General features: G+C 73.7%; 20 protein-coding genes. 15 read left to right on the top strand and 5 right to left on the bottom strand.

The window, feature by feature from the left end; all coding sequences use genetic code 11:
• Nucleotides 1-70: 70 nt before the first annotated feature.
• The 4 genes from frr to ACFYPD_RS14955 all read left to right on the top strand — a co-directional run bounded on the left by frr (nt 71) and on the right by ACFYPD_RS14955 (nt 4,668).
• Nucleotides 71-628: a ribosome recycling factor gene (frr, locus tag ACFYPD_RS14970; RefSeq protein ID WP_387113103.1), complete on the top strand. Its 558-nt coding sequence runs from the start codon at nt 71-73 to the stop codon at nt 626-628.
• A gap of 256 nt (nt 629-884) precedes the next feature.
• Nucleotides 885-2,297 carry a phosphatidate cytidylyltransferase gene (locus ACFYPD_RS14965; protein ID WP_387113101.1) on the top strand — a complete coding sequence of 471 codons (1,413 nt, stop codon included), beginning with the start codon at nt 885-887 and terminating at the stop codon, nt 2,295-2,297.
• 104 nt (nt 2,298-2,401) lie between these two features.
• The gene (rlmN, locus tag ACFYPD_RS14960) at nt 2,402-3,547 is read left to right on the top strand and encodes a 23S rRNA (adenine(2503)-C(2))-methyltransferase RlmN (protein WP_387113099.1); all 1,146 of its coding nucleotides are present in this window, start codon (nt 2,402-2,404) and stop codon (nt 3,545-3,547) included.
• A gap of 29 nt (nt 3,548-3,576) precedes the next feature.
• On the top strand, nt 3,577-4,668 hold the full coding sequence (locus ACFYPD_RS14955) for a DivIVA domain-containing protein (RefSeq protein ID WP_387113097.1): 1,092 nt from the start codon (nt 3,577-3,579) through the stop codon (nt 4,666-4,668).
• 75 nt (nt 4,669-4,743) lie between these two features.
• Here the strand turns inward: ACFYPD_RS14955 and ACFYPD_RS14950 are convergent, their stop codons facing one another.
• On the bottom strand, nt 4,744-4,968 hold the full coding sequence (locus tag ACFYPD_RS14950) for a DUF2631 domain-containing protein (protein ID WP_387113095.1): 225 nt from the start codon (nt 4,966-4,968) through the stop codon (nt 4,744-4,746).
• A 235-nt stretch (nt 4,969-5,203) separates the two neighbouring features.
• Between ACFYPD_RS14950 and ACFYPD_RS14945 the strand changes: the two genes are divergently transcribed.
• The gene (locus tag ACFYPD_RS14945; protein ID WP_387113093.1) at nt 5,204-6,784 is read left to right on the top strand and encodes a Rieske 2Fe-2S domain-containing protein; all 1,581 of its coding nucleotides are present in this window, start codon (nt 5,204-5,206) and stop codon (nt 6,782-6,784) included.
• Nucleotides 6,785-6,890: 106 nt separating this feature from the next.
• The gene (locus tag ACFYPD_RS14940; protein WP_387113405.1) at nt 6,891-7,544 is read left to right on the top strand and encodes a TMEM175 family protein; all 654 of its coding nucleotides are present in this window, start codon (nt 6,891-6,893) and stop codon (nt 7,542-7,544) included.
• Here the strand turns inward: ACFYPD_RS14940 and ACFYPD_RS14935 are convergent.
• Nucleotides 7,525-9,126, bottom strand: a complete 1,602-nt coding sequence (locus ACFYPD_RS14935) for a phytoene desaturase family protein (RefSeq protein ID WP_387113091.1) — start codon at nt 9,124-9,126, stop codon at nt 7,525-7,527. The genes ACFYPD_RS14940 and ACFYPD_RS14935 overlap by 20 nt on opposite strands.
• 76 nt (nt 9,127-9,202) lie before the next feature.
• Nucleotides 9,203-10,045 (bottom strand): YhjD/YihY/BrkB family envelope integrity protein, encoded by an 843-nt coding sequence (locus ACFYPD_RS14930; protein WP_387113089.1) that lies wholly within the window; start codon nt 10,043-10,045, stop codon nt 9,203-9,205.
• On the opposite strand from ACFYPD_RS14930, the gene ACFYPD_RS14925 reads away from it, so the two are divergent.
• The 4 genes from ACFYPD_RS14925 to ispG are packed head-to-tail and all read left to right on the top strand — an operon-like array spanning nt 9,951 to nt 14,259.
• The gene (locus ACFYPD_RS14925) at nt 9,951-10,619 is read left to right on the top strand and encodes a GNAT family N-acetyltransferase (protein ID WP_387113087.1); all 669 of its coding nucleotides are present in this window, start codon (nt 9,951-9,953) and stop codon (nt 10,617-10,619) included. The two genes, ACFYPD_RS14930 and ACFYPD_RS14925, sit on opposite strands and share 95 nt — an antisense overlap.
• A complete protein-coding gene (gene dxr, locus ACFYPD_RS14920; RefSeq protein ID WP_387113085.1) occupies nt 10,616-11,827 on the top strand; it encodes a 1-deoxy-D-xylulose-5-phosphate reductoisomerase in 1,212 nt (403 codons plus the stop codon). The genes ACFYPD_RS14925 and dxr overlap by 4 nt, the downstream gene beginning before the upstream one ends.
• Entirely contained in the window at nt 11,827-13,074 is a 1,248-nt protein-coding gene (locus ACFYPD_RS14915; protein ID WP_387113083.1) for a M50 family metallopeptidase, read from the top strand. Before dxr ends, ACFYPD_RS14915 begins: the two co-directional genes overlap by 1 nt.
• Before the next feature lie 9 nt (nt 13,075-13,083).
• Complete coding sequence (gene ispG / locus ACFYPD_RS14910; RefSeq protein WP_387113082.1) at nt 13,084-14,259, top strand: flavodoxin-dependent (E)-4-hydroxy-3-methylbut-2-enyl-diphosphate synthase; 1,176 nt, start codon at nt 13,084-13,086, stop codon at nt 14,257-14,259.
• Between the two features lie 60 nt (nt 14,260-14,319).
• Here the strand turns inward: ispG and ACFYPD_RS14905 are convergent, their stop codons facing one another.
• The gene (locus ACFYPD_RS14905; RefSeq protein ID WP_387113080.1) at nt 14,320-15,006 is read right to left on the bottom strand and encodes a winged helix-turn-helix transcriptional regulator; all 687 of its coding nucleotides are present in this window, start codon (nt 15,004-15,006) and stop codon (nt 14,320-14,322) included.
• A gap of 127 nt (nt 15,007-15,133) precedes the next feature.
• Between ACFYPD_RS14905 and ACFYPD_RS14900 the strand changes: the two genes are divergently transcribed.
• Nucleotides 15,134-15,955: a class I SAM-dependent methyltransferase gene (locus ACFYPD_RS14900; RefSeq protein WP_387113079.1), complete on the top strand. Its 822-nt coding sequence runs from the start codon at nt 15,134-15,136 to the stop codon at nt 15,953-15,955.
• 63 nt (nt 15,956-16,018) lie between these two features.
• Here ACFYPD_RS14900 and ACFYPD_RS14895 read toward each other — a convergent pair whose 3' ends face one another.
• A complete protein-coding gene (locus ACFYPD_RS14895; RefSeq protein WP_387113077.1) occupies nt 16,019-16,609 on the bottom strand; it encodes a PadR family transcriptional regulator in 591 nt (196 codons plus the stop codon).
• Nucleotides 16,610-16,730: 121 nt separating this feature from the next.
• Between ACFYPD_RS14895 and ACFYPD_RS14890 the strand changes: the two genes are divergently transcribed.
• The 4 genes from ACFYPD_RS14890 (at nt 16,731) to ACFYPD_RS14875 (ending at nt 21,902) form a co-directional block, all read left to right on the top strand.
• Nucleotides 16,731-17,957, top strand: coding sequence for an MFS transporter (locus ACFYPD_RS14890; protein WP_387113075.1), 1,227 nt, complete (start codon nt 16,731-16,733; stop codon nt 17,955-17,957).
• Between the two features lie 78 nt (nt 17,958-18,035).
• Nucleotides 18,036-18,875 (top strand): GNAT family N-acetyltransferase, encoded by an 840-nt coding sequence (locus ACFYPD_RS14885; protein ID WP_387113074.1) that lies wholly within the window; start codon nt 18,036-18,038, stop codon nt 18,873-18,875.
• A gap of 187 nt (nt 18,876-19,062) precedes the next feature.
• Complete coding sequence (locus tag ACFYPD_RS14880) at nt 19,063-19,755, top strand: ATP-binding cassette domain-containing protein (RefSeq protein WP_387113072.1); 693 nt, start codon at nt 19,063-19,065, stop codon at nt 19,753-19,755.
• On the top strand, nt 19,752-21,902 hold the full coding sequence (locus ACFYPD_RS14875) for a YhgE/Pip family protein (RefSeq protein WP_387113070.1): 2,151 nt from the start codon (nt 19,752-19,754) through the stop codon (nt 21,900-21,902). Before ACFYPD_RS14880 ends, ACFYPD_RS14875 begins: the two co-directional genes overlap by 4 nt.
• Nucleotides 21,903-21,906: the final 4 nt, after the last annotated feature.

Here is a 21,906-nt window from a genome sequence, read left to right as displayed (position 1 = left end):
GCAGCGGTCCTCCGACAACAGCAGCACCAGCACAGCCCACGACGAGCGACAGAAGGAGGCGAGGAGACCGGTGATCGACGACACCCTCCTCGAGGCAGAGGAGAAGATGGAGCGTGCCATCGAGCACGCCAAGGAGGAGTTCGGCGGGATCCGCACCGGTCGCGCCAACGCCGCCATGTTCTCTCGGATCGTCATCGACTACTACGGCAGCCCGACCCCGCTGCCGCAGATGGCGTCCATCGCCGTGCCGGAGCCGCGCATGGTGATCATCAAGCCGTACGACAACTCGCAGATCAACGCCATGGAAAAGGCGATCCGCGACTCGGACCTCGGGGTCAACCCGAACAACGAGGGCAACCAGCTGCGCATCGTGCTCCCGCAGATGACCGAGGAGCGGCGCCGCGAGATGATCAAGGTCGTCCGGCACAAGGGCGAGGAGGCCAAGGTGGCCGTCCGCAACATCCGCCGCAAGGGCAAGGAAGAGCTGGACCGCCTGGTCAAGGACGGCGAGGTCGGCGAGGACGAGGGCCGGCGCGCGGAGAAGGAGCTGGACGACCTGACCCAGCGCTTTGTCGCCACCGTCGACGAGCTGGTCAAGCACAAGGAGAACGAGCTGCTCGAGGTCTGAGTGCCCGCGTACCGCCACGGCACCGGTGTGCCGCCGCCCCGCCGCGGGTGGCGGCCCGGTGCCGTCGTCGTGCCGGCCCACGTCCGCCGTGCGGGCTTCCCGGGTGCAGTAGGCTCGGCAGGATTCCCGCCCACCACCGGGTGAACGGCGGGGGTCGGCCGGCCGTCGGGCCGGTCAACCGGAACTGCTCGCGGCTGTAGGGGATGGTCTTGGTCTTGCGTCATGTGGTGGCTCCCGTACCGCCTGCCGGTGCGTGATGTCCCACCCCGACCCCTACGGCAACGCCGAGCCGCGCGGCTGGGACCGCCCGGCCCCGCTGCCCTGGCCGGAGACCGACCTGGAGCCCGGGCCCTGGCGCCGGCCGGGTGCCGGCCCGGAGGCGTACGCGCGTCCGCCCGGCCGCCCCGCCGCCGACCCGCACGCCCGACCGGCTGACGGCTACGACGCGCCGCACGGTCGCCGCCCGTACGACGGACCGCCGGCCCCTGAGCGGGGCTGGCGCGACGAGCCGGCCCCCCGCGGCCCGGGCCACGTGGACGCCGGCTACCGGGACGCCGGTCCCGGCGGTTTCGGTACCGCGGGCCGCGACGTGTGGGAGCACGACCCGCGCGACCGCGGCTGGGGCGCCGACCCGCGGGGACGCTACGGCGCGACCCCGGGGGGACGGAGCTACGACCGCCCCGACGACGAGTACCCGACGGCCCAGATCGCTCCGGTACGGGACGAGCCGACCACTCAGCTCCCGGCGGTCCGCGACGAGCCCGGGCCGGACCCGGAGCCGCCGGCGGCCCGCCGGTCGAGGGGCCGGCGGCGGGCCGGCGCGGACCGTCCGCCGACCGCCCAGCCGAAGACGTCCAAGGCGGGCCGCAACCTGCCGGCCGCGATCGGTGTCGGGCTGGCCCTCGGCGCGGCCATCGTGGTGCCGCTCTTCTTCTACCTGCCGGCGTTCCTCGCCGTGATCGCCGCCGCGGTGGCGATCGGCTGCTGGGAGATGGCCGGCGCGGTCCGCCGCAGCGGCGCCCACCCGCCGCTGGTGCCGCTGGTCGCCGGTGGCGTGATCACCGTCGGGCTGGCCTGGTTCGCCGGCCCGGACGCGCTCTGCCTGGGCCTGCTGGTCACCGTGCTGGGCACGATGATCTGGCGGCTGGGCGACGGCCCGGGCAACTATCAGCGCGATCTCACCGCGGCCACCCTGATCGCGGTCTACGTGCCCTTCCTCGGCGGTTTCGCGGCGATGCTGGCGGCCGCCCCGGACGACGGTCACCTGCGGGTGCTGGTCACCCTGGTCGCCGTGGTGCTCTCCGACACCGGCGGCTACGCGGCCGGCGTCGCCTTCGGCAAGCACCCGATGGCTCCCACGATCAGCCCGAAGAAGTCCTGGGAGGGTTTCGCCGGCTCGGTGACCGCGGCCGCCGCGGGCAGCGCCCTGCTGCTCTGGCTGCTGCTCGACGTGGCTCCCTGGTGGGGCGCGCTGTTCGGGGTGGCGATCTCCGGCGCGGCGGTCCTCGGCGACCTGGCCGAGTCGATGATCAAGCGGGATCTCGGCGTCAAGGACATGAGCAATCTGCTCCCCGGTCACGGCGGCCTGATGGACCGTCTCGACTCGATCCTGTTCGCGGTGCCGACCGCGTACCTGCTGTTGGCGGTCTTCGTACCGATGGCGGGCTGAGGCGTGAATCACGCGGGTGGCGCCTCCTCGGCCGGCCGGCCGGGGCCGATTCGGCACCCACGGACAGGTGCGTCCCCCGTTCGGCGTGTCAGACTGGACGCGCCATGACGAGCCTCCCGCTGATCTCCGTAGACCCCGACGCCCGCGGCCGCCGGCCCGCGATGCCGCCCCGTCACCTCGCCGACCTGGACCTGCCCGGCCGGCAGGCGCTCGTCACCGAGCTGGGGGAGCCGGCGTTTCGCGCCAAGCAGGTCTCGAACCACTACTTCGGCCGTCTGGTCCGCGACCCGGAACGGATGACCGACCTGCCGGCGGCCACCCGCGAGCGGCTGGCGGGCACGCTGCTGCCGACCCTGCTCACCCCGGTGCGCGAGATGGCCTGCGACGACGGCGCCACGCGTAAGGCGCTCTGGCGGCTGCACGACGGCTCGCTGGTGGAGAGCGTGCTGATGGGCTACCCGGACCGGGTCACCGTCTGCATCTCCAGCCAGGCGGGCTGCGGCATGGCCTGCCCGTTCTGCGCCACCGGGCAGGCCGGGCTGACCCGCAACCTGTCCACCGCCGAGATCGTCGACCAGGCCGTCTACCTGGCCGGGGTGGCCGCCTCGGGAGCGGTGGCCGGCTCCCCGCCGCGCCTGTCGCACGTGGTGTTCATGGGTATGGGCGAGCCGCTGGCCAACTACGCGCGGGTGGTGGGGGCGATCCGCCGGCTGGTCGCCCCGGCCCCGGAGGGGCTCGGCCTGTCCCAGCGGCACATCACCGTTTCCACGGTCGGCCTGGTTCCGGCCATCCGCCGACTGGCCAGCGAAGACCTCTCAGTGACCCTTGCGTTGTCGCTGCACGCCCCCGATGATGAGCTGCGCGACGAACTCGTGCCGGTCAACCAGCGCTGGAAGGTGTCCGAAGTGTTGGACGCGGCGTGGGACTACGCGGACACGACGGGGCGTCGCGTGTCCATCGAGTACGCGATGATCAAGGACGTGAACGACCAGCCGTGGAGAGCCGATCTGCTCGGGCGGCTGCTGGCCGGCAAGCTGGCCCACGTGAACCTGATCCCGCTCAACCCGACTCCGGGCAGCCGCTGGGACGCCAGCCCGAAGCCGGTCGAGCGGGAGTTCGTCCGGCGGTTGCGCGACGCCGGGGTGTCCACCACGGTTCGGGACACCCGGGGTCGCGAAATCGACGGGGCGTGTGGGCAGCTCGCCGCCGCCGAGGACAGGGACAGCGACCCACGCGCCGCAACGGCGTGACGGCGTAGCGGTAGAGACCAGGAGACATAGTGGCGAGTCAGGGTCAGCGTTTCCGGCGTAAGGCGCTCCGCCGGGGATACAAGGTCGACGAGGTGGACGCCTTCCTGGACCGGGTGGAGGCGACACTCGCCGGCCAGCCGGTCGGCGCGCCCGTGGCCTCCCAGGAGGTCCACGACGTCGTCTTCCGGGTCCGCTTCAACGGCTACGACGAGTGGCAGGTCGACCTGCACCTGGACCGGGTCGAGCGGCAGCTCGCCGAGCTGGAGGAGCGCGGCGGCGCCCCCGGCGGGCGGGCTGGCGACCCCCGGATGGCCGACCGGCTCGGCCCGCCGATGCGCGACGACCGTGGCCTCTCTCCGGTGCCGCAGCCCCCGATGCCGCCCCGGCCGATGCCCGCGCAGGCCGGCCCGCCCGCCGACCGCTACGGCAACCGCTACGACGAGCCGACCGGCGCCTTCGCCGGCGGGTACGACGGCCCGCGCGGCGGCTACGACGCACCCCGCGGCCCGGGTGGCCCCGGCCCGATGGGTCCGGGTGCCCCGATGGGGCACGGCGGCCCGCCGCCCCGCGGCCTTCCCCCCGGCCCCGGCCCCGGCGGCTACGGCCAGGACGAGCGCTTCGACGGCTTCGAGGCCGGCCGGCACGGCCACGCCGACATGACCGCCGAGTTCCGGATGCCGGAGCGCGACCCGCGCGGCCGTGGCCCGGCCGGCCCGCCGCCGCTGCCGCAGCAGGGCTACGGCCCGGACCAGGGCTACGGTGGCCCGGAGCAGGGCTACGGCGGCGGCCCGGGGATGTCCGGCCCGCCGATGGCCGGCCCGCCGGTCGGTGGCCCGCCGATGGTGGGCCCGCCGATGGCCGGCCCGCCCGGCAGCGACCTCTACCGGGTGGACCAGATCCGCCGCAGCTTCCAGGTGCGCCGCTTCGGCAGCGGCTACGACCCGGACCAGGTCGACCGGTTCTTCGAGACGCTGCTCGGCGGCATGCAGGGTCGCAATCCGATGCCGGTGAACCCGAAGGACCTGGACACCCTGCGCTTCGGGCTGGTGCCCGGCGGTTACTTCGAGGCCGAGGTCGACGCGGCGCTCAAGGACGTGCAGGACATCCTGCTGGGCCGCTGAGCCCGCGCACGACGACGAAGGGCCCGTCCCCGATCGGGGGCGGGCCCTTGCGTGTACCGGTCGAGCGCGTGCCGGTCAGGACCGCAGGCCGTTGCGGCGCAGCACCGCGTCGCCGATGACGATGGCCAGCAGCAGGGCCGCGAGCCCGAACAGCCAGATGTTCTCCACGTTGCCCTCGTGGTTGCCGCAGAGCGCCATGAGCACCAACGCCACCGCCGAGAGCACCGCGCCGATCCGCCCGGACTTGCGGTGCCCCGGCCTGTGCTGATCGGGCGCGGTTACCGGCTCACTTCCTGCCACTGTCGGTCCTTCCCTCGCGATCGGATCTCCGGTTAGTCTGGCACGCCCCGTGGCGGCCCCGGTGCGGGGTCCGGCCTGATCGGGGTGCCCGGATCTTCGGGCCCGCCCGGCCTCCCGGGCCGTTGGACCTGCCGGGCCCGGGGCGGAGGGCCACTACCGGCGTCGCGGGACGGCGACCACACTGCCTCCGGTAGCGTCGTGACGTACGCCTGATGCCTTTTTGAGGGGGACTGCGGTGCGAGTGACCGGTACGGGCCATGCCAGCATGCGGATCGACACGGCCGCGGGCAGCATCCTGTGCGACCCCTGGGTCAATCCCGCCTATTTCGCCTCCTGGTTCCCGTTCCCGGACAACTCCCAGCTCGACTGGGCGACCCTCGGCCAGTGCGACTACCTGTACGTGTCGCACCTGCACCGGGACCACTTCGACGCCAGGCACCTGCGCGACCACATCTCCAAGGACGCCACCGTCCTGCTGCCCGAGTTCCCCACCTCGGAGATGGAGGACGAGCTGCGGGAACTGGGCTTCACCAAGTTCCTCAAGGCCCCGAACGAGCAGGTCGTGGAGCTGCCCGGCGGCCTGAAGATCATGATTCAGGCGCTGACCAGCCCGACCGACGGCCCGATCGGCGACTCCTCGCTCTGGGTCGAGTACGACGGGGTCCGGCTGCTCAACCAGAACGACGCCCGCCCGACGGACCTGACCGTCTTCGCCGAGCTGGGCCACGTGCACGCCCACCTGCTGCAGTTCTCCGGCGCGATCTGGTACCCGATGGTCTACGAGCTGCCCCAGGCGGCGAAGACCGCGTTCGGCAAGCAGAAGCGGGAGCGGCAGTTCGACCGCACCTGGCGCTACATCGACGACCTGAAGGCCGACCACGTCTTCCCGATCGCCGGCCCGCCGTGCTTCCTGGACGACGAGCTGTTCCAGTTCAACGACGTCTTCGGCGATGAGGGGAACATCTTCCCCGACCAGTCGGTGTTCCTGTCCGAGTACGCGAAGGTCGGCGGGACCAACGGCATCGTCCTGCTGCCGGGCAGCGTCGCGGAGGTCACCACCGAGGGCGCGACGACCACCCACCCGGTGCCGGTCGAGGAGTTCTTCGCGAACAAGCGGGCTCACCTGGAGGAGATGCGGGAGCGCAAGCGTCCGATCATCGAGGCGGAGAAGGCGTCCTGGCGGCACCCCGAGGTGGACGTGCTCGGTGAGATGAAGCGCCGGATCGAGCCGCTGCTGGACGAGTCGATCTACCTGGCCAAGGGTGTCGGGGGTCCGGTCCGTTTCGACCTCGTCGGCTACGACGGGGAGTCGGTCGAGTCGATCGTGGTGGACTTCCCCGGCAAGGAGGTGCGGCCGTACGCGGACGAGAAGGTCCGCTACCGGTTCCGCACCGAGCGGGCGCTGGTCGAGCACCTGTTGCACATCGGCGAGGTGGACTGGGTCAACTCGCTCTTCCTCTCCTGCCGGTTCTCGGCGGCCCGGATCGGCCAGTACAACGAGTTCGTCTACGCGTTCTTCAAGTGCCTCTCGGAGGAGCGCCTCCAGTACGCCGAGGGCTGGTACGACGAGCACGAGCGGGCCGTCGACGCCGAGGACATCACGCTCGACGGCTGGGTGGTGCAGCGCCGGTGCCCGCACCTGAAGGCGGACCTGAGCCGGTTCGGCATCGTGGAGGGCGACCAGCTCACCTGCCAGTTGCACGGGTGGAAGTTCGACATGGCCAGCGGCCGCTGCCTCACCAGCGTCGGGCACAAGATCCGCGCGCACCGCGCCGACGCGGAGACGCCCGCCCCCGCCGGTGAGGCGATCAGCTGAATTTCCCCCGCCCGCCGCCCCCGCCGGGTGACCATCAGGTCGGGAAGGGGGCGGCGTGGCGGACGGCGCGGGCGGGAGCGGGTACCGGTTCGGGCGCGACCGGGAGATGACCCGGGACGCCTCCCGGGTGGAGACGTTCAGCGACGGCGTCTTCGCGGTCGTGCTGACGGTGATGGCCGTCGAACTGCTGCAGAACGGTCCGGCCCGGGATCCCGGGCGGGAGCTCCCCGACGCCCTCGTCCAAGCCTGGCCGACCTACCTGGCCTACGTGATCACCTTCGGGATCGCCGGGCAGATCTGGCTCGGCCACCACAACATGTGGCGGTACGTGGTCCGGGTCGACCAGGTGCTGCTCATGTTCAACCTGCTCGTGCTGCTCTTCGTGGCGGCGATCCCGTTCACCGCCGACCTGCTGTCGGACAACCTGCGCGGCAGCGCGACCGAGCAGCGGCTGACCGCCGCCCTCTACCTCGGCACCGTGCTGGGCGAGTCGCTCTTCTTCAACCTGAGCTGGTGGTGGGCCCGCCGGCACCGGCTGCTCCACCCCGACCTGGACCCGCAACTGGCCCGGGCGGTCTCGCGGCGGCTGGTGGTGCGCCCGCTGCTCTACACGGTCGCGTTCGCCTTCGTCTTCGTCGACCCGATCCTCAGCCTGCTCCTCTACCTGCTGCTGCTCGTCGGCCTCTCCCTCATCCGCCGCCCCGGCGACCTGCCCCGCTCCGCCGGGGCCGGCGGTGAAGTCAGCGACCGAGGTCGCTGAGGATCCGCTGTGCGGCGTTGTGCCCGGCGGCGCCGATCACGCTGCCGGCCGGGTGGCAGCCGGCGCTGCCCGCGTAGACGCCGTCGACCCCGGTGGCGTAGGGCATCCGGTCGGTGAACGAGACGGTGTTGTCGACGTGGTGGATGTGCCCGCCGGTGATGCCGAAGTGCGCCTCGATGCCCGGCGGGGGCAGCGGCACCGCGTCGGCGATCAGGTCGCGGGTGCCCGGCGCGTACCGCTCGCAGATGTCGATCAGCCGGTCGACGTAGCCGGGCAGCGCCGCGTCCCAGGTGGTGCCGGTCAGCTCGTAGGGGACCGACTGGACGAAGAGCGCCGACGAGTGGTGCCCGGCGCCGTCGGAGAGCGACGGGTCGACCGTGGTGTGCAGGTACCACTCGATGGTCGGCTCCTCGGGCAGCCGCCCGGCCTGCACGTCCGCCCACATGCCGCGCAGCGCGGCCATCGGCGCCTCGCCGCCGGCGCCGACCAGCGAGGCCGAGCCGGGGAGCAGGTGGATGGTGGAGCCGAACGGGCTCGGCGCGTCCGCCGGCAGGCAGGAGAAGCGGGGCAGGCCGGTGAGCGCCAGGTTGAGCTTGAGGGTGGTGCCGGGCCGGCGGACCGCCGCCATCCGCGCGCCCAGTTCCGCCGGGAGCGCGCCGTCGGGCAGCAGCTCCATCAACCGGTACGGGTCGCAGGCACCGAGCACCACGGAGGCGGCCACCTCCCGCCCGTCGGCCAGCACCACCCCGCCGGCCGCGCCGCCGTTGAGGGTGACCGCGGTGACCGGCGTGCCGGTCACGATGCGGGCGCCGGCCGCGCGGGCCGCCTCGGCGAAGGTCCGGGAGACGGTGCCCATCCCGCCCTGGGCGATCATCCAGGTGCCCTCCGAGCCGGGCAGCCGGCACATGTTGTGCACCAGGAAGTTGTGTCCGGTGCCCGGGTCGTCCGGGCCGGCGTTGAGCCCGGAGAGGCCGTCGGTGACCGCGTACATGCTGACCAGCAGTTCGGAGCGGAAGTCGAAGCGGGCCAGGTAGTCGGCGACCGAGCCGCGGACCAGGTCGACGAAGACCTGCCGGAGGGCGGGCCGGACGTACCGTTCGGCGGTTTCTTCCACCGGCAGCGGCTCGGCCAGCCAGGCCGGCGCCAGGTCCTCCCGGAGCTGGGCCAGCTCGGCCTGGAGCGCGTCGTCGGCGGCCACGTCGGCGGGCGAGAAGAACTCCGCGAGCTGCCGCCGGGTGCTCGCCGTGTCGCTGCCGAAGAGCAGGTACGGGGAGCCGAGCCCGCCGGGGGTGGGCAGGAAGTAGTGCGGGTCGCGGCGCAGCACCGGGATCGTCACGTCGAGGGTGGCGAGCAGTTCCGGCGGCATCAGCCCGAGCAGGTACGACCCGGTGGAGTGCCGCAGGTCGGGCACCTTGGGGAACGGGTTCTCGGTGCGGGTGGCCCCGCCGATCACCTCGGCCGCCTCCAGCACCAGCACGTCGAGGCCGGCGCGGGCCAGCAGGATCGCCGAGACCAGACCGTTGTGCCCGGAGCCGACCACGACGACGTCGGCGCGGGACGGCAGCTCACTCGCTTCGCTCATGCCCGGGCAGCCTAGTGGCGCGGGGCCCCGTCCGGGGAGGGGGTCGGCGGAGCGTGGGCGAAACCGGGGCCGGCGATCAGGCGCGGGCGGCCGCCCGGGTGGCCCGCCAGCGGGAGAGCGCCAGGGTGGCGGAGTAACCGGCCAGCACGATCACGTGGAACAGGTAGAGCCAGAGCAGCACCGCCACCCCGCCGCCGATCTCGTCGAACCCGCCGAACGGCGCCCCCAGGTCCAGTGGCAGCGAGCAGAACAGCACGAAGCCGTGCAGGAAGCCGGAGAGGTTCGCCGCGGTGAACGAGCCCAGGCCCAGCGTGGCGAGCCAGTCCGGGGAGGCCGGCCCGACCACCCGGAACAGCCAGACCAGCACCGGGGTGAGCACCAGCCAGGTCGCCAGGAAGGAGAGCACCACACCGAGCGCCCCCACCCAGCCGCCCTGCTTGACCAGGTGGGTGGTGAGCGGCAGCGCCAGCAGCACCGCCAGCAGCAGCGCCGGGGCCGGTGCGAGCAGCGGGAGCAGCAGCAGCCGTCCCCGCCAGCCGACCAGGGTCCCGGCCTGGCCGGGTGGGGTGGCGACCGACACGAATGCCCGGCGGAGACCCTCCCCGTAGAGCGACGCCGGCAGCAGCGAGGCCAGCGCGAGCAGCGGGGTCAGCCCCAACCCGGCCTCCACGAGCGCGGCCACTGCCCGGTCGGCGCCGATGTCGGTGGGCAGCGTGTCGGTGGCGTACGAGGTGAGCCGGCGCACCCGGTCGTCCCCGGCCATCAGCCCGGTGAGCCAGATCGCCAGCAGCGCCACCGGCACCACGGCGATCGCCCCGTAGAACGTGATCGCGGCGGCGTGCAGCGAGAGGTCCCGCCCGCGTACCGGCCGGAACGCCACGCCGGTGATCCGCTTCGCCTGCTGCCACCCCGCACCCATCGCCATCTCGTTCCCCGTGGGACGGCCCGGCACGCATGACGATCCGGCGTGTGATCGCCTCGACCGAGCGGCTGGTGGTCCGGGACTGGACGGAGTCGCCGGACGACCTGGCCCGGATCTACGACATCTACTCCGGGGACGAGGTGATGCGCTGGCTGGGCGGCGGCGTGGGGCGGATGACCGACCCGGCCGAGGCGCGCGAGCGCCTGCACTCCTGGCGCGAGCGCTACGCCCGTACGCCGGCCGTTGGGGCCTCTGGGCGATCGAGCCGCGCGGGGCGGGTCGGGCGGTCGGCAGCGTCCTGCTCAAGCCGCTGCCCGGACGGGCCGGGGTCACGCCGACGGACGACATCGAGGTCGGCTGGCACCTGCACCCCGACGCCCAGGGGCACGGCTACGCCACCGAGGCGGCCCGGGCCGTGCTGGGGCGCGAGTTCGCCACCGGCACCCGGCAGGTCCACGCGGTGGTGATGGCCGGCAACGAGCCGTCGATGGCGGTGGCCCGGGGAGTCGGACGCGGGGGAGTGAGGCTCCCAGCGGGCGCTCAGGAGGGCTGGGGAAGAATGGGCGGGTGACGTCTCCCCGTGCCCTCGTCCTGCTCGGCTCGACCGGCTCGATCGGCACCCAGGCCATCGACATCGTCCGGCGCAACCCGGACCGGTTCCGGGTGGTGGCCCTCGGCGCCGGCGGCGGCAACGTGGAGCTGCTCGCCGCGCAGGCCCTGGAGCTGGGCGTGGAGGCGGTCGGGGTGGCGCGGGCGTCCGCCGCCCAGGATCTCCAGCTCGCGTTCTACGCGGAGGCGAGCCGGCGTGGCTGGGCCACCGGCGACTTCAAGCTGCCCAAGATCGTGGCCGGGCCGGACGCGATGACCGAGCTGGCCGGGTGGCCCTGCGACGTGGTGCTCAACGGGGTGGTCGGCTCGCTCGGGCTCGCGCCGACCCTGGCCGCGCTGCGCGCCGGGCGTACCCTCGCGCTGGCCAACAAGGAGTCGCTGGTGGCCGGCGGCCCGCTGGTCAGGGCCGCGGTGACGCGACCGGGGCAGATCGTCCCGGTCGACTCCGAGCACTCGGCGCTGGCGCAGTGCCTGCGCGGGGGCAGCCGCGGCGAGGTGCGCCGGCTGGTGGTGACCGCCAGCGGCGGGCCGTTCCGGGGCCGCCGGCGCGACGAGTTGACCGAGGTCACGCCGGAGCAGGCGCTGGCTCACCCCACCTGGAACATGGGGCCGGTGGTGACGATCAACTCCGCCACCATGGTCAACAAGGCCCTGGAGGTGATCGAGGCGCACGAGCTGTTCGACGTGCCCTACGCCGACATCGAGGTGATGGTCCACCCGCAGTCGGTGATCCATTCGATGGTCGAGTTCACCGACGGCTCCACGCTCGCCCAGGCCAGCCCGCCGGACATGCGGCTGCCCATCGCCCTCGGCCTCGGCTGGCCGGACCGGGTGCCCGGGGCCGCCGCCGCGGTCGACTGGACCCGGGCCCACAGCTGGGAGTTCTTCCCGCTCGATGACGCCGCGTTCCCGGCGGTGGCGCTCGCCAAGGCGGCCGGCGCGGCCGGGCGCTGCCGGCCGGCGATCTACAACGCGGCGAACGAGGAGTGCGTGGCGGCCTTCGTGGCCGGCCGGTTGCCCTTCCTCGGCATCGTCGACACCCTGGAGCGGGTGTTGGAGGACGCTCCGGACTTCGACGAACCAGGTACCGTCGAGGACGTGCTCGCCGCCGAGTCGTGGGCACGGGCGCACGCCCAGGCGATCATCGCCGGGTCGCTGGAAGGAGCCTGATGAGTTACCTGCTCGGGGTGGCGCTGTTCGCCCTGGCGATCCTCATCTCGGTGAGCCTGCACGAGGCGGGGCACATGCTCACCGCCAAGGCGTTCGGGATGAAGGTCACGCGCTACTTCGTCGGCTTCGGGCCGACGCTCTGGTCGTTCCGGCGGGGCGAGACCGAGTACGGGGTCAAGGGCGTCCCGCTCGGCGGCTTCTGCAAGATCGTCGGGATGACCCCGCAGGACGACGACGTCGAACCGGGCGACGAGAAGCGCGCCATGTGGCGCTACCCGGTGTGGAAGCGGACGATCGTGATGTCCGCCGGCTCGATCACCCACTTCGCCCTGGCCCTGGTGACCCTCTGGATCATCGCGGTCTCCGCCGGCCTGCCCAACCCGGAGTTCCCGAACACGGAGGAGGGCTTCAAGGCGGAGCCGGCCGTGGTCGCCCTGGCCCCGTGCGTGGTGGTGGAGAACGCCGCCCGGGCCTGCCAGACCGGCGACCCGGCCAGCCCGGCCGCGAAGGCCCAGCTCAAGGACGGCGACCGGATCACCGCCGTGAACGGCCGGCCGGTCTCCACCTGGGGCGACATGCTGGACGTGGTCCGCGCCACCAAGCCCGGCGCGGCCACCGTCGACTACGTGCGCGACGGCAGGCCCGCCACCGCCACCGTCGACCTGGCCGCCGTGCAGCGCCCGCCGCTGGGCGACCCCAAGGGCGCCACCTCGGCGGTGTCCGCGCTCGGCGTCGCGCTCCAGCCGACCACCCCCACCCGGGTGCAGTACGGCCCGGTCGCCGCGTTCGGCGCCACCGGCGACTTCACCGGCAACATGGCGGTGCAGACCCTGCACGCCATGCAGCGGATCCCGCAGAAGGTCCCCGCCCTGTGGACCGCGGTCACCGGCGGCGAGCGGGACGTGGACACCCCGATCAGCGTGGTCGGCGCCAGCCGGCTCGGCGGCGAGGCCGTGGAGAACAACGCCTGGCTGGTGTTCTTCATGCTCTTCGTCTCGCTGAACTTCTTCATCGGCGTGTTCAACCTGCTGCCGCTGCTCCCGCTGGACGGCGGCCACATCGCCATCGCCTGGTTCGAGCGGGCCCGCTCCTGGCTCTACGCCCGGATCGGCCGGGCCGACCCCGGCCGCGTCGACTACCTCAAACTCATGCCCGTCACGTACGCGGTGATCCTCATCGGTGGCGCGTTCACCCTGCTGACCGTCACCGCGGATGTCGTCAACCCCATCACGCTCTTCTCAAGGTGAGTGCCTGAAGTGACCGCTGTCAGTCTCGGTATGCCCCCCGTACCGCCGCCGCCGCTCGCCCCGCGCCGGGCCAGCCGCCAGATCATGGTCGGCTCGGTGCCGGTCGGTGGGGGCGCGCCGGTCTCGGTGCAGTCCATGACCACCACCCTGACCGCCGACGTGAACGCCACCCTCCAGCAGATCGCCGAGCTGACCGCGTCCGGCTGCCAGATCGTCCGGGTGGCCGTGCCCTCCCAGGACGACGTCGAGGCGCTGCCCGCGATCGCCAAGAAGTCGCAGATCCCGGTGATCGCCGACATCCACTTCCAGCCGAAGTACGTCTTCGCGGCGATCGACGCCGGCTGCGCCGCGGTCCGGGTGAACCCGGGCAACATCCGGCAGTTCGACGACAAGGTCAAGGAGATCGCCAGGGCGGCCGGCGACGCGGGCGTGCCGATCCGCATCGGCGTGAACGCCGGCTCGCTGGACAAGCGCCTCCTGGCCAAGTACGGCAAGGCCACCGCCGAGGCGCTGGTCGAGTCGGCGCTCTGGGAGTGCTCGCTGTTCGAGGAGCACGGCTTCCGGGACATCAAGATCTCGGTCAAGCACAACGACCCGGTGGTGATGATCCGGGCGTACCGGCAGCTCGCCGAGAAGTGCGACTACCCGCTGCACCTGGGCGTGACCGAGGCCGGCCCGGCGTTCCAGGGCACCATCAAGTCCGCGGTGGCGTTCGGCGCGCTGCTGGCCGAGGGGATCGGCGACACCATCCGGGTCTCGCTCTCCGCCCCGCCGGTCGAGGAGATCAAGGTCGGTGCCGCGATCCTGGAGTCGCTGGGCCTGCGCGAGCGGGGCCTGGAGATCGTCTCCTGCCCGTCCTGCGGCCGGGCCCAGGTCGACGTCTACAAGCTGGCCGAGGAGGTCACCGCCGGTCTGGAGGGGCTGCCGGTGCCGCTGCGCGTGGCCGTCATGGGCTGCGTGGTGAACGGCCCGGGCGAGGCGCGCGAGGCCGACCTCGGGGTCGCCTCCGGCAACGGCAAGGGCCAGATCTTCGTCAAGGGCCAGGTGGTCAAGACCGTGCCCGAGAGCCAGATCGTGGAGACGCTGATCGAGGAGGCGCTGCGGATCGCCGACGAGATGGGCGCCGAGATCCCCGAGGAGCTGCGCGGTCTGGTGCCGGGCGGCGCCACGGTCACCGTGCACTGACGCACCGATGCACCGACGACGTGCGGCCGTCCCCACCGGGGGGCGGCCGCACGCGCCGTCTCAGGCCCGCGTTACCGGCCGGGGCACGGCGGCGAACTCGGAGAGGGTGAACCACCGGGGCAGGGCCCGGCGCAGCGACTCCGGCCCGACCACCTCCACGGCGCCGCCGCGCAGCGCCGCCGGCCAGTCCAGGTCGCCCAGCCACACCTGCACCAGGGCGCGCAGGCTCGCGGTCACCGCCACGGACACCTCGTGCCCGGGGTCCACGTCGCAGACGTCGGCCTCCCCGGTGGCGATGACCAGCCACCAGTCGCGCAGCGCCGCCGGCACGTCCCGGAAGCGGAAGTGCACGACGGTTCGCCCCGCCGGCACGGCGCCGTGGTCGACGTGCCGGTGCATGTCCCACAGCAGGAGCTTCGGGTCCAGGTCGGCGTCGCCCAGCTCACCGATCCACCGCACCCCCCAGGCGCCGAGCGCCTCGAGCACCGGCCGCAGCTCGCGTCCCGCCTGAGTGGGGACGTAGCGCACGTCGGCGCCGTCGACGTGCCGCTCCACCACTCCGGCGCGGACGAGCTGGTGCAGCCGCCGGGACAGCAGCGTGGGCGACATTCGCGGCAGGCCCCGGCGCAGCTCGTTGAAGCGCTCCGACCCGCTCACCAGTTCCCGGACGACGAGCAGCGTCCAGCGCTCGTCGAGCAGCTCCATGGCCTTTGCGACCGGGCAGAACTGGTGGTAGGAGGCCCCCATGGCCGGGACGCTACGCCGGGGCCGACCGCGGGACCAGGAACCTGTCGGGACCGGTACAGATCTCGTACTGGGTGGCCGCTCCTCCGCTGCCTACCGTCCCCCTCAGGACGAGACAGAGGAGCGGGAAATGATCGACGAGATGGAGCGGGACCGCGCCGTGAAGGACGGGCACCGGCGGATGTGGGCCCTCGGCAGCTACGCCACGGTCGCCGCGGAGGTCATCCCGGAGCTGGGAACGACCCTGGTCCGGGCGGCCGGGGTGGGGCCGGGTGACCGGGTGCTGGACGTGGCCGCGGGCACCGGTAACGCGGCCGTTCCGGCGGCCCTCGCCGGGGCCGAGGTGGTGGCCAGCGACCTGACCCCGGAGCTGCTGGACATCGGGCGGGCGCTGGCGGCGGAGCGTGGTGCGGAACTGGACTGGCAGCAGGCCGACGCCGAGGCGCTGCCGTACGCCGACGGAGAGTTCGACCGGGTGCTGTCCTGTGTGGGGGTGATGTTCGCGCCCCGGCACCGGGCCGCCGCCGACGAACTGGTCCGGGTCTGCCGGCCGGGCGGCACGATCGGCCTGGTCAACTGGACTCCCGAGGGCTTCATCGGGCAGTTGTTCGCCACCATGAAGCCGTACGCGCCCCCGCCGCCGCCCGGCGCGCAGCCGCCGCCGCTCTGGGGCGACGAGGAGCACGTCCGCGTCCTTCTCGGTGACCGGGTCACCGATCTCGTGCTGCGCCGCGAGGCGGTCACCGTGGACCGGTTCGCCGCTCCCGAGGAGTTCCGCGACTACTTCAAGGCCCACTATGGGCCGACGATCGCGGTGTACCGGGCCAACGCCGCGGACCCCGAGCGGGTCGCCGCGCTCGACGGCGACCTGGCGGACCTGGCCCGGCGGCACCTCGAGGCCGGGGTGATGCGCTGGGAGTATCTGCTGGTCACCGCCCATCGGTGCGGCTGACGGCGGGGCCGGCCGGGGTGGCGGTCCCGTGGCCACCCCGGCCGGCGAACGCGGTGCGGGGACTCACTCGGATTCGGCGAGGATGGCGTACAGCTTGCGCCGGGTCTCGTCGAGCACCTGGGCCGCGCGTGCCCGCTGGTCGTCGGTGCCGGTCATCATCACCTGCCGCAGCGCGTTCATGGCCTGCGCGCCGGCGTCGCGGATGTCGTGCCAGCTGTTCACGGTCTGCTCGGCGAATTCGCCCCAGGGCGGGGTCTGCGCCGCCTCGGCGGCCTCGGCCTGCCCCTGCTCGGTGAGGGCGAACCGCTTCCGCCCGCCGTCGGAGTCGGCGGCCGCGGCGATGGCGCCCTCGTCCTCCAGCAGTTGCAGCGTCGGGTAGATCGAGCCGGGGCTGGGCCGCCAGGCCCCGCCGGTCCGGGAGTCGATCTCCTGGATCATCTCGTAGCCGTGCATCGGCCGCTCGGTGAGCAGGGCCAGCACGGCACCGCGCACGTTGGGCCGGCGGCCGCGCCCGCGGCCCCGCCCACCCCGGCCGTGGCCGTGGCCGTGCGGTCCGGGCGGGAACGGCGGCGGCCCCGGGGGTACGGGCGGGAAGCCGAAGCCCCGCATCCGCATCTCGTCGTGCACGGCGTGCATCCGTCGGTGGAAACCCATCGGGCTCTCCTTCTATCGTCCTATCACTGATGCATCAACGATATATCGGCAATGCATCGCCGACAAGTCAACATGTGGGACGGGACCGCAAACCGTACGTACGTCTTGCTAGGGTGTCGGCGTGCGCCTGCTTCCCGAACCGGGCCCGTCCCGGACCCTCGCCCTGTCCTCCCTGATCAACACCGTCGGCCGGGGCACCTGGCTCACCGCCAGCGCGCTCTTCCTCACCCACTCGGTCGGGCTCACGGTGGCCCAGGTCGGCGTCGCCCTCACCCTCACCGCGCTGGTGAGCCTCGTGACCAGCACGCCGATGGGCTACCTGGCCGACCGGCTCGGCCCGCGCGGTCTCCAGATCACCGCGCTGCTCGCCTCCGCCGGATTCACCGCCGCCCTGGTGGCCGTCCGCTCCTTCGCCGGGTTCCTGGCGGTCGGGGTGCTCATGGCGGTCGCCGACTCGGCGACCCGGGGCGCCCGGGGGGCGCTGATCGCCGGCGCGGTGCCGCCGGACCAGCGGGTGCGCACCCGGGCCTACCTGCGCGCGGTCACCAACGTGGGGATCTCGGTGGGCACCGTGCTGGCCGGCTTCGGCCTGGCCGCCGACACCCGGACCGCGTACGTGTCGCTGATCCTGCTCGACTGCGCGACCTACCTGGTGGCGGCGGCGGTGCTGCTCCGGCTGCCACCCGTGCCGCCGGTGCCGGCGCCAACCCACGGACCGCGGCTGATCGCCCTGCGGGACCGGCCGTTCCTCGCCTTCACCGTGCTCGACGGGCTGATGTCGATGCACTTCAGTCTGATCAACATCGCCCTGCCGCTCTGGATCGCCGGGCACACCACCGCGCCGCGGTGGCTGATCTCCGCCTGCCTGCTGGTCAACACCGTGGTGGTGGTGCTGTTCCAGGTCCGCGCCTCGCGGGGCACCGAGGACCTCGCCGGGGCCGGTCGGGCGGCCCGCCGGGCCGGCGCGGTGATCGCGGTCGCCTGCGCGCTCTTCGCCGCCGGCGGAGGCGTGCCGGTCGCGGTGGCGGTGCCGCTGCTGCTCGGCGGCGCGCTGGTGCACGTGGTGGGGGAGCTGTGGCACGCGGCGGCCGGCTGGGGCATCTCCTTCGGGCTCGCCCCCGCCCACGCGCAGGGCCAGTACCAGGGCGCGTACGGGATGGGCATGCAGCTCGGCTCGATGGTCGCCCCGGTGGTGGTGACCACCCTCGCGGTCGGTTGGGGCGTACCGGGATGGCTGCTGCTCGGCGGGCTGTTCCTGGTGCTCGGGGTGCTGGTGCCGCCGGTGGTGCGCTGGGCCGCCCGGACCCGGCCCGCCGTGCCGGAAGCGGAACCGGTTCCGGTCGGCTGAGCCGCCACTCACCACCGATCGTCCGGCGTCTTCAGGTCGGCCCGCGCGGGGCCGGGTGCATCTGGCAGGCTGGTATCCGTGCTCACGCTGCCGGTACGCCAACTCGGGGAGTCGGAGCGCCGTGCGGTCGAGCGGCTGCTCGACCTCGACCCGTACGCCGGGGCGCAGGTCGCCGAGCGGGTGGCGGCGCGCGGGCTGGCCTGGTGGCGGGCCGAGGGGCGGATCCTGGGCTACGGTTCGCGCCGCAACCTGGAGTCCATCTGCTGGCTCGGGGGCAACCTGACCCCGGTGCTCGCCTCGGAGTCGGCGGTGGCCGCCTTCGCCGACCAGTTGAGCACCGAGGAGCGGCTCTGCTCCTCGATCGTGGGCCGCGCCGACGCGGTGCTCGGGCTGTGGGACCGCCTCTCCGCCTACTGGGGGCCGGCTCGGGACGTACGCCCCAACCAGCCTCTGCTGGCCACGGACGCGCTGCCCGCCGTGGGGCCCGACCCGGAGGTGCGCCGGGTGCGCGGCGGTGAGGTCGACCGGCTCTTCCCGGCGGCGGTGGCGATGTACACCGAGGAGGTCGGGGTGTCGCCGCTGGCCGAGGACGGCGGGCGCGGCTACCGGCGGCGGGTGGGCGACCTGGTCCGCGCGGGCCGGGCCTACGCCCGGTTCGTGGACGGCAAGGTGGTCTTCAAGGCCGAGCTGGCCGTGGTCACCCGGCGCACCGCGCAGGTGCAGGGCGTCTGGGTGGCGCCGGAGTGGCGGGGCCGGGGCATCGCGACCGCGGCGATGGCGGCCGTGGTGCGGGACGCGCTGGAGCGCGTCGCCCCCTCGGTGAGCCTCTACGTCAACGACTTCAACCTGCCCGCGCGCCGGGTCTACGAGCGCTGCGGCTTCCGCCCGGTCGGCACGCTCGCCACCGTGCTGTTCTAAGCACGCCGCTCCCGCGCCAGGGCCGGTCTGAGCCCGCCGCTCCCGCGCCAGGGCCGGTCTGAGCCCGCCGAGGCCGGGCCGGATGGCCGGGATCACGTCGCTTCACCTTGCGCCGAACCGGACAGTCGACGCTATGCTGGGCATGTTTTTATACTGACCGGTCAGTCTAGAAGTCGGGAACGGTGCGATGAAGATCGTCGAAGCCAGCGGGCTGGGGCTGCGCACCCGCCGCGGCTGGGTCTACCGCGACGTGGACCTCACGGCCGAGGCCGGCGAGCTGCACGCCGTCACCGGCCCGCCGGGCAGCGGGCGCACCTCGCTGCTGCTCGCCCTGACCGGGCGCTTCCCCCACACCCACGGCGAGCTGCGCCGGCGGGGGCCGGCCGCGCTCGGGCAGGTCGCCGGGGTGCACGAGCCCGACCCCACGCTGACCGTCGCCGAGCACATCCAGGAACGGCTGCTGCTGCTCGGGCCGGTGCCGCGCCGCCGCCGGCAGCTCGTCCCGGTCGCCGCCGTGCGGGCCCGGCGGGCCTACCGCCGCGACGCCTTCGCCGCCGCGATCGCCGGCGCCGGCTTCACCGACGCCCCGCTCGACCCCGACCGGTACGGCCGCGACCTCACCCCCGTCGAGCGGCAGGTGCTCGGGCTGGTGCTGGCCAGCCTGAGCGGCCCGAACCTGATCGTCGCCGACGACGTGGACGCCGGCGCCGACGCGCCCGAGCGGGCGTGGATCTGGGCGGCTCTGGCCCGCCTCGCCGACCAGGGGTACGCCGTGGTCGCCAGCGCCCGCGCCGTCGAGCCGGGCGTGACCGCCGTCGCGCACCGGATCGGCGACCCGACCCTGCCCAGCCCGGCCCTGACCTCCGAGGTGACCGCATGAGTGTCGTACGACTCGCGCTGTTCGAGCTGCGCCGGATGACCCGGGGCCGGCTGCCGCGCGCCGCGCTCGCCGTCCTCACCGTCATCCCGCTGCTCTACGGCGCCCTCTACCTCTACGCCTTCTGGGACCCCTACGGGAACCTCGACCGGATCCCGGTGGCCCTGGTCAACGCCGACCGGCCCGCGAAGGCGAGCGACGGCAGCGAGGTGCACGCCGGTCGCGACCTCACCGACGAACTGATCGACCGGAAGGTCTTCGGCTGGACGGTGACCGACCAGGCCGACGCCACCGAGGGGCTCCGCGACGGCCGCTACCACCTGGTCTTCTCCATCCCGGCGGACTTCTCCGCCACCCTGGCCGCCAGCCCGGAGCCGGACCGGCCGGCCCGCCGGGGCGAGCTGAAGGTGGTCAACGACGACGCCACCAACTACCTCTCCGGGCTGCTCGCCCGCTCCGCGTTCAGCGAGATCCGGGCCGCCGCCGCCGAGAGCACCGCCGCGTCGTACTTCGACAAGATGCTCATCGGCTTCACCGACGCCAAGGCCGAGACCGGCCGGGCCGCCGACGGCGCCGGGCGGATCCACGACGGGCTCGACACCTCGCAGCAGGGCGCCGGGCAGCTCGCCGACGGGCTGGGCACCGCCGAGGACGGCGCCGGGCAGCTCGCCGGCGGACTGAACACCTCCGTGCAGGGTGCGACGAAGCTGGCCACCGGCCTGGACCAGCTCTACACCGGGGCGGCCCAGATCGCCGACGGCGCGAACCGGGCGGCCACCGAGACGCGGGCCGCCGCGAAGCAGGTCGACGCTGCCGCGGACAAATACGAACCGCTGCTCCGCAAGAACGCCGGCGACATCCAGCGGGGCGCCACCCTGGTCGCCGAGGGCGCGCAGGCGCTCGCCGACGGCCTCGACGCGCTGCCGGCCAGGGCCGACGAGGTGGTCGGCCAGGCGGAGAAGGTGCGCGACCGGCTCGACGCGCTGGTGAAGGAGCACCCGGAGCTGGCCGACGACCCGAACCTGATCGCCGCCCGCAAGGCCGCCGACCAGGCGGTCACCGCGGCCCGGGCCATGGTCGCCGCGCTGGACCGAACCGACCTCGCCGCGCTCAAGAAGCAGATGACCGAGGTCGCGCAGACCGCCCGCGAGGTGGCCGCCGCCGCGCCGCACCTGGCCGACGAGGTGGCCTCGGCCCGGGCCAAGGTGGACAAGCTGGCCGCTGGACTCACCACCCTGGCCCAGGGCAGCGCGCAGCTCCGCGACGGGCTCGGCGACGCCGCCGACGGCGCCGACCAGCTCCGCGGCGGCCTCTACCGGCTCGCCACCGGCGCCCGGCAGCTCGACGGCGGCCTGGCCCAGCTCAGCACCGGCAGCAACCGCCTCGCCGACGGGCTGACCAAGCTGGAGGGCGGCGCCGGCGACCTCGCCGACGGGCTCGCCGCCGGGGAGAGGAAGCTGCCCGGATACGACGACGCGGGCAGCCGCGCCGACATCCTCGGCGATCCGGTCGGGCTGATCCGGCACTCCGACCACCCGGCCGGCTCATACGGGGTGGGCTTCGCCCCGTACTTCCTGGCCCTGGCGCTCTGGGTCGGCGCGATGATCACGTACATGCTGCTGCGGCCGGTGAACCGGCGGCACGTCATGTCCGGCGCGCCCGGCTGGCGGGTCGTGCTCGCCGGCTGGCTGCCCGCCGCGGCGATCGGGCTGGCCCAGGTCGCGGTGCTCTACACCGTGGTCACCCTGGCGCTGGGCCTCGACCCGCGGCACGGGCCGGCGACCTTCGGGCTGCTCGCGCTCACCTCGCTGGCGTTCACCACGATCATGCAGCTGCTCGGCGTGGCGCTCGGCCCGGCCGGCCGGCTCGCCGCGCTGGCCCTGCTCATGCTCCAGCTCACCTCCTCCGGCGGCACCTACCCGGTGCAGACCTCACCCGGCTTCTTCCAGGTCGTCCACCCCTGGCTCCCGATGACGTACGTGGTGGGCGGCCTGCGGCACACGATCAACGGCGGGCCGGCCGGGCCGGTGGTCACCGGGGCGCTGGTGCTGCTCGCGTTCGGCGCGGGCGCCATGGCGCTCACCGTCGGCGCGGCCCGCCGGTCCCGCCGGCTCACCCCGGCCAAGCTGCACCCCGAACTGACCATGTGAGGAT

The organism is Micromonospora sp. NPDC005299, assembly GCF_042872345.1.
Lineage (GTDB): Bacteria > Actinomycetota > Actinomycetes > Mycobacteriales > Micromonosporaceae > Micromonospora.
Note: the sequence above shows the minus strand (reverse complement) of the source record. Positions and strands in the feature narration are given on the sequence as shown.

Coding starts and splice junctions, on each gene's coding strand:
- ACFYPD_RS14965 (WP_387113101.1), top strand. CDS start 885: ATGTCCCACCCCGACCCCTACGGCAACGCCGAGCCGCGCGGCTGGGAC.
- rlmN (WP_387113099.1), top strand. CDS start 2,402: ATGACGAGCCTCCCGCTGATCTCCGTAGACCCCGACGCCCGCGGCCGC.
- ACFYPD_RS14940 (WP_387113405.1), top strand. CDS start 6,891: ATGACCCGGGACGCCTCCCGGGTGGAGACGTTCAGCGACGGCGTCTTC.
- ACFYPD_RS14935 (WP_387113091.1), bottom strand. CDS start 9,126: ATGAGCGAAGCGAGTGAGCTGCCGTCCCGCGCCGACGTCGTCGTGGTC.
- ACFYPD_RS14930 (WP_387113089.1), bottom strand. CDS start 10,045: ATGGGTGCGGGGTGGCAGCAGGCGAAGCGGATCACCGGCGTGGCGTTC.
- ACFYPD_RS14915 (WP_387113083.1), top strand. CDS start 11,827: ATGAGTTACCTGCTCGGGGTGGCGCTGTTCGCCCTGGCGATCCTCATC.
- ACFYPD_RS14905 (WP_387113080.1), bottom strand. CDS start 15,006: ATGGGGGCCTCCTACCACCAGTTCTGCCCGGTCGCAAAGGCCATGGAG.
- ACFYPD_RS14900 (WP_387113079.1), top strand. CDS start 15,134: ATGATCGACGAGATGGAGCGGGACCGCGCCGTGAAGGACGGGCACCGG.
- ACFYPD_RS14895 (WP_387113077.1), bottom strand. CDS start 16,609: ATGGGTTTCCACCGACGGATGCACGCCGTGCACGACGAGATGCGGATG.
- ACFYPD_RS14880 (WP_387113072.1), top strand. CDS start 19,063: ATGAAGATCGTCGAAGCCAGCGGGCTGGGGCTGCGCACCCGCCGCGGC.
- ACFYPD_RS14875 (WP_387113070.1), top strand. CDS start 19,752: ATGAGTGTCGTACGACTCGCGCTGTTCGAGCTGCGCCGGATGACCCGG.